Annotated in this window: 1 protein-coding gene; it reads left to right on the forward strand. The window is 68.8% G+C overall.

Annotated features, from left to right (window positions below; genetic code table 11):
• Positions 1-6063: amino acid adenylation domain-containing protein (locus ACFTZB_RS41950; RefSeq protein WP_378441307.1), on the forward strand; the 6063-nt coding region annotated here is incomplete at both ends.

Below are 6063 nucleotides of genomic sequence, written 5' to 3' on the forward strand. Positions count from 1 at the left end.
CCACCCCACCGACACCCTCACCGACCTCCTCCACCGCACCCACACCACCCACACCCAACTCCTCGACCACCACCACCTCGGCCTCACCGACATCCACACCGCCACCGGACCCGCCGCCACCTTCGACACCCTCACCGTCCTCGAGTCCTACCCCCTCGACACCACCACCCTCACCACCACCGGCCTCCGGGTCACCCATGTCGACACCTTCGACGCAACCCACTACCCGCTCGCCCTCGCCGTCACTCCACACCCGCGGCTGCATCTGCGAATCACCTTCCAGAGCGCGCTCTTCGACACCCCTGCCGTCGATGCTCTGCTCGGTGAAGTCGCCAAGGTTCTCACGTCGATCGCGACAGATCCGGCGCTGCCATTGGCCCGGCTGAATCTGCTGGGGGAGAGTGACTTCGAACTGCTCGCGCCCGTCCGCGGCGCCCATCGGGCCGCACCTCGCACGTTCTCCGACATCCTCACCGCCGCCCGTTTCCCCGACGCGGTCGCCCTGGTGGACGGCACGAAAGAGTTCACGTACGCAGAGGTCGAGGCACGGTCCGATCGCCTCGCCGCGGCGCTGATCGAGCTCGGTGCCGGTCCCGAAGACTTTGTCGCCGTCGCGATACCGCGTTCGGCGGAGTCGGTACTCGCCGTCTGGGCGGTGATCAAGACGGGCGCCGCGTTCCTCCCCGTCGACCCCACCTACCCTGCCGCCCGGGTCGAACACATGCTCGCCGACTCGGGGGCCGTACTCGGTCTCACCCGCACCCGCCATCGCGACGAGCTACCGGACACCGTCCGCTGGGTCGACCTCGACGAGGTCCGCCAGGACCGCAATGCGTACCCGCGCGGTGTGTCCCGCACTCCGCCGGCGAGTGTCGACGGCATCGCCTACGCCATCTACACCTCGGGCTCCACCGGTGTACCGAAAGGTGTACTCGTCCCGCACCGCGGAGTGAACGCGCTGGCGGAGGAGTTGCGCGACCGCGCGAGGGTGACCTCCCGGTCCCGGGTGCTGCACTTTTCGTCGCCGAGCTTCGACGCCTCCGTTCTGGAGTACCTGCTGGCGTTCGGGGTGGGGGCGACGATGGTGATCGTGCCGCCGACCGTGTACGGCGGGCGCGAACTCAGCCGGATCATGGTGGAGGGAAAGGTAACCCACGCATTTCTCACCCCCACCGCACTCGCTTCGATCGACCCCCGGGACGTCCCGGATGTCGGTTGCGTCGTGACCGGCGGGGAGGAGTGTCCGCCCCAGTTGGTGCAGCGGTGGGCGCCCGAGCACCGGTTGCTCAACGCGTACGGTCCGACCGAGGCCACCGTGGCGGCCGACATGACGGCCGACCTGAACGCGGCGGAGCCGGTGACGATCGGTGGCCCCCTCCGTGGCGTCGCCGAACTCGTCCTCGACCGCCTGCTGCAACCTGTCCCGATCGGGGCGCCCGGCGAGCTCTACATCGCCGGCGACGGTCTCTCCCGGGGCTACCACCGGCGGGCCGGACTCACCGCCGCACGCTTCGTCGCCAACCCGTACGGCGAACCCGGCGAACGGATGTACCGGACCGGTGACCTGGTGCGCTGGACCAGGGGTGCACGTGCACTCGACTACCTCGGCCGGACCGACTTCCAGGTGAAGATCCGCGGCTTCCGCATCGAACCGGGCGAGATCGACGCCGCACTCACCCGGCATCCCGCCGTGGCCTTCGCCGCCACGCTCCCCGGCACCACCACCTCCGGTGACACGGCGTTGACCTCGTACGTGCTGCCCGCCACCGATCAGGACGTCGACCCATCGGGACTGATCTCCCATCTCGCCGAACAGCTTCCCCACCACATGGTTCCGGCAACGATCGTGCCGATCACGACGATCCCCCGCACCCCGGCCGGCAAACTCGACCGGGCCGCCCTCGCAGCCGGCGTCGTCACCGCGACGTCCGGCACCTCCACTTCGGCGGAGGCCCCGCCACCGGCCACACCCCTCGAAGATTCCATCGCCGGCATCCTGGCGGCGGTCGTCGGATCGCGGTGCTTCGGCATCGACGACAACTTCTTCGACGCCGGCGGCAACTCGCTCAGCGCCACCCGGGCCGTGACACGCATCAACAATGCGCTGCACACCGACATCGGTGTCCGCACACTCTTCGACGCCCCGACACCCCGCATGCTGGCCCGGGCGTCGGTGCGAGCGCAGACGGGCGAACGAATCCGTCCCACCCTCGAGATCTCGGCCCGACCGCAGTGGATTCCGGTGTCGCCGGCGCAGAAACGAATGTGGTTCCTCAATCAGTACGACACCACATCCCCCGCATACAACATCCCGGTCACTCTCCGTCTCCACGGAATCCTGAACGTCACCGCCCTGCGTCAGGCGCTTACCGACGTCATCGCCCGTCACGAGACGCTCCGCACGCTCTACCCGGTGCACGAGGGCCAGCCGATCCAACACGTGCTCCCGCCCGAGCGAGCACTCCTCGACCTTCACCCGATTCCCGCGAGACGAGAACAAGTGCCTGCCCGCCTTTCCCGGTTCATCGACACCGGGTTCGACGTGACCTGCGACCTTCCCGTCCGAATTCAGCTGCTCGAACTCGATGCCGACGTCCATGTCCTGACACTGGTCGTCCACCACATCTGTGCCGACGGCCAGTCGATGGGCCCCCTGGTCCGCGACATGATCGCCGCCTACACGGCCCGTACCCGGCAGCGGGCACCCGATTGGTCGCCGCTGCCCGTCCAGTACGCGGATTACACCCTGTGGCAACACGAACTCCTCGGATCGGAGGACGACCCACAGTCGCTCGCCGCCCAGCAAGCCGCATTCTGGGCGCAGACGCTGGCCGACCTCCCGCACGTCCTCCCACTGCCGACCGACCGTCCCCGACCCGTCCAGCGGTCCCTGCGCGGGGCGACATTCCGTTTCGACATCGGCCCCGTCACACACGGTCGGCTGGCGATGCTCGCGCGCCGGCACGAGTCCACGATGTTCATGGCAACCCATGCCGCTCTGGCTGTGTTATTGGCACGGCTGAGCGACAGCGCGGACATCGTCGTCGGGACGCCGATCGCAGGCCGTGGCGACCCGGCCCTCGACGACCTCGTCGGGATGTTCGTCGGCACCCTGGTGCTCCGACTGCGCGTCGACGCAGCCCTGTCGTTCGCCGATCTCCTCGACCGCACCCGGGACGCCGATCTCGGCGCCTTCACCCACGCCGAGCTCCCGTTCGAGCGAGTCGTGGAGATGCTCGCTCCGGATCGTTCGACCGCTCATTCACCGCTGTTCCAGGTTCTTCTCGAGCACCAGAGCCACGACTCCCCCACCCTCGAGCTGCCCGGTGTGACCGCCGACGTCATGGACGCCGGGACCGGTACGGCGAAGTTCGATCTGCAGCTCACGCTGAGCGAGAGCTTCGGGCCGGGTGGCGAACCCGCCGGCATCTCGGCCGCTTTCAGCTATACCACCGACCTGTTCGACCCCGCGACGATCGAGGCATTCGCGAAGTGTCTCATCCGCATACTCGACGCCGTCACCGACGATCCTCGCCGTGTGATCGGCGATATCGACATCACCGACGACGTCGAACGTCACACAGCGCCGACGGCCCGCACTGCGGACGGTATGGACGACGAGACGACCCTCGCCGACCGATTCACCCGGACCGTGCAGCGCTTCCCGAACGCGAGTGCGGTCACGGTCGAGAACACGCCCCTGAGTTACACCGCATTGAGCGAACGCGCCAATCGGCTGGCACGGCATTTGATCTCACTGGGGGCCGGCCCGGAATCACTGGTCGCCGTCGCCCTGCCCAGGTCCGTCGACCTGATCGTCACCATCGTCGCCGCCATCGAGACCGGTGCGGGATACCTCCCGCTCGACATCGACAACCCCCGCGACCGAATCGCATTCGTGCTCGCGGACGCGGCGCCGATGTGTGTGGTGACCACCAGCGAGCAGGACTCGACGATGCGGGGCCTCGGTGTCCCGCGCGTGCTGCTGGACTCCGCCGAGGTCACCGACCGCGTGGCCGCCGTCGCACCCGGCCCGGTCTCCGATACCGAACGAACCGCGCGGCTTCTGCCGGACGCCGTTGCGTACGTGATCTACACCTCGGGATCCACGGGTCGCCCGAAAGGTGTCGTGGTCTCGCATCGGAACGTGGCGGCATTGTTCGCCGGCACCCAGCCGGGTTTCGGGTTCGACGAGCGCGACGTGTGGACGATGTTCCATTCCCACGCATTCGACTTCTCGGTCTGGGAACTCTGGGGCGCTTTGCTTTTCGGCGGCCGGGCCGTGGTGGTCGATCACTACACCGCCCGGACTCCGGAGTTGTTCCTCGAACTGCTGCGCCGCGAACACGTGACCGTGCTGAGCCAGACCCCCACCGCGTTCTCCCAGCTCCTCGAGGCCGACCGGCGGGCCCCGGTCCCGGACGACCTGGCGCTGCGGCACGTGGTCTTCGGTGGCGAGTCCCTCGACCTCCGCTCCCTGGCCGGCTGGTACGACCGGCACGGTGATACCCGTCCGCGACTGGTGAACATGTACGGCATCACCGAGACCACGGTCCACGTCAGCCTTCTGCCGCTCGATCGTTCCGTTTCTGCTCCGTCGACGGGCTCCCCGATCGGGCGGGCGATACCCGGTGTGCGGGTCTCCGTCCGAGACCGGCGGCTGCATCCCGTTCCACCGGGGGTGGTCGGTGAAATGTACGTATCCGGACACCAACTGGCGCGCGGCTATCTCCATCGCCCGGATCTGACCGCGGCGCGTTTCGTGGCGGACCCGGACGGACCACCCGGGGCCCGCATGTACCGGACCGGGGACCTCGCCCGCCGGGACCGACAGGGCCGACTGGATTATCGGGGACGTACCGATCTTCAGATTCAGCTGCGCGGCTACCGGATCGAACCCGGGGAGATCGAGTCCACCCTGGTGCGTCATCCCACTGTTGCGCAGTCCGTGGTCCGGGTGCGGCGCGACGAGCACGGCGCAGACCGGCTGATCGGCTACGTCGTGCCCGATATCGCCGCAGTGCAGGAAGCCGGGGACGTCGACTCCGACGAGGTACTCGCCTTCGCCCGCACACAGCTCGCCGCGCACATGGTCCCCGTAGCCCTGGTCGTACTCGACCGGCTGCCGCGGACGGCCAACGGCAAGCTCGACGTGAAGGCGTTGCCGGAGCCGGATTTCGCTCGCCCCGTCACACCCGGCCGGGAGCCGGCCACCCCGGCGGAGAAGACGTTGTCCCGGTTGTTCGCCGAGGTCCTCGGAGTCCGCACCGTCGGAGTCGAGGATTCGTTCTTCGCCCTCGGCGGCGACAGCATCATGGCCATCCAGTTGGTGGCGCGGGCCAAGGACGAAGGTGTCTTCGTGTCACCGCGCGATGTATTCGAGCGCAGGTCGGTAGCGGCTCTTGCCGAGGTGGCGCATGCGACCGATGCCGTGGAACTGGAAGAGCTTCCCGGGTCGGGGATCGGGAACTTCCCGCCGACGCCCATCGCCCGCCGGCTCCTCGACCGGGGCACCGGCATCGGCAGGTTCTCACAGGCCACCCTCCTCATCGCGCCCGCCGGACTCGACCTCGACTCTCTCACCCGCGCCGTACAAGCAGTCCTCGATCACCACGACGTTCTGCGGGCGCGGCTCTGCTTCCCCGGTCCCGGCAGCGAACCGGTGATCGAGGTACCGCCCGCCGGAGCCGTCCAGGCCGGGACACTGGTGTCCCGCATCGTGGTCGACGCGGTCGCCGGCACGCGGTTCGCGGCGCGGGTGGCCGACGAAACGGACCGTGCGGCAGGCAGGCTCGATCCTCGGCACGGTGTGATGGTGCAGGTCGTCTGGTTCGAATCGACCGAGGACCGACCCGACCCGGGACGGTTGCTGTTCGTCATCCACCACCTCGCGGTCGACGGAGTGTCCTGGCGAATCCTCGTCCCCGACCTCGCCGCCGCCTGGGCCGCCGTCAGCACCGGCACACCCCCGGCCCTCCCACCGGTCGGCACCTCCATGCGCCGCTGGGCCCACGCCCTCACCGACACCGCCCCCGACCGCGCCACCGAACTACCCCTCTGGCG

Origin of the sequence: Rhodococcus sp. NPDC057014 (assembly GCF_042673295.1) — a bacterium.
Taxonomy (GTDB): Bacteria; Actinomycetota; Actinomycetes; order Mycobacteriales; family Mycobacteriaceae; genus Rhodococcus_F.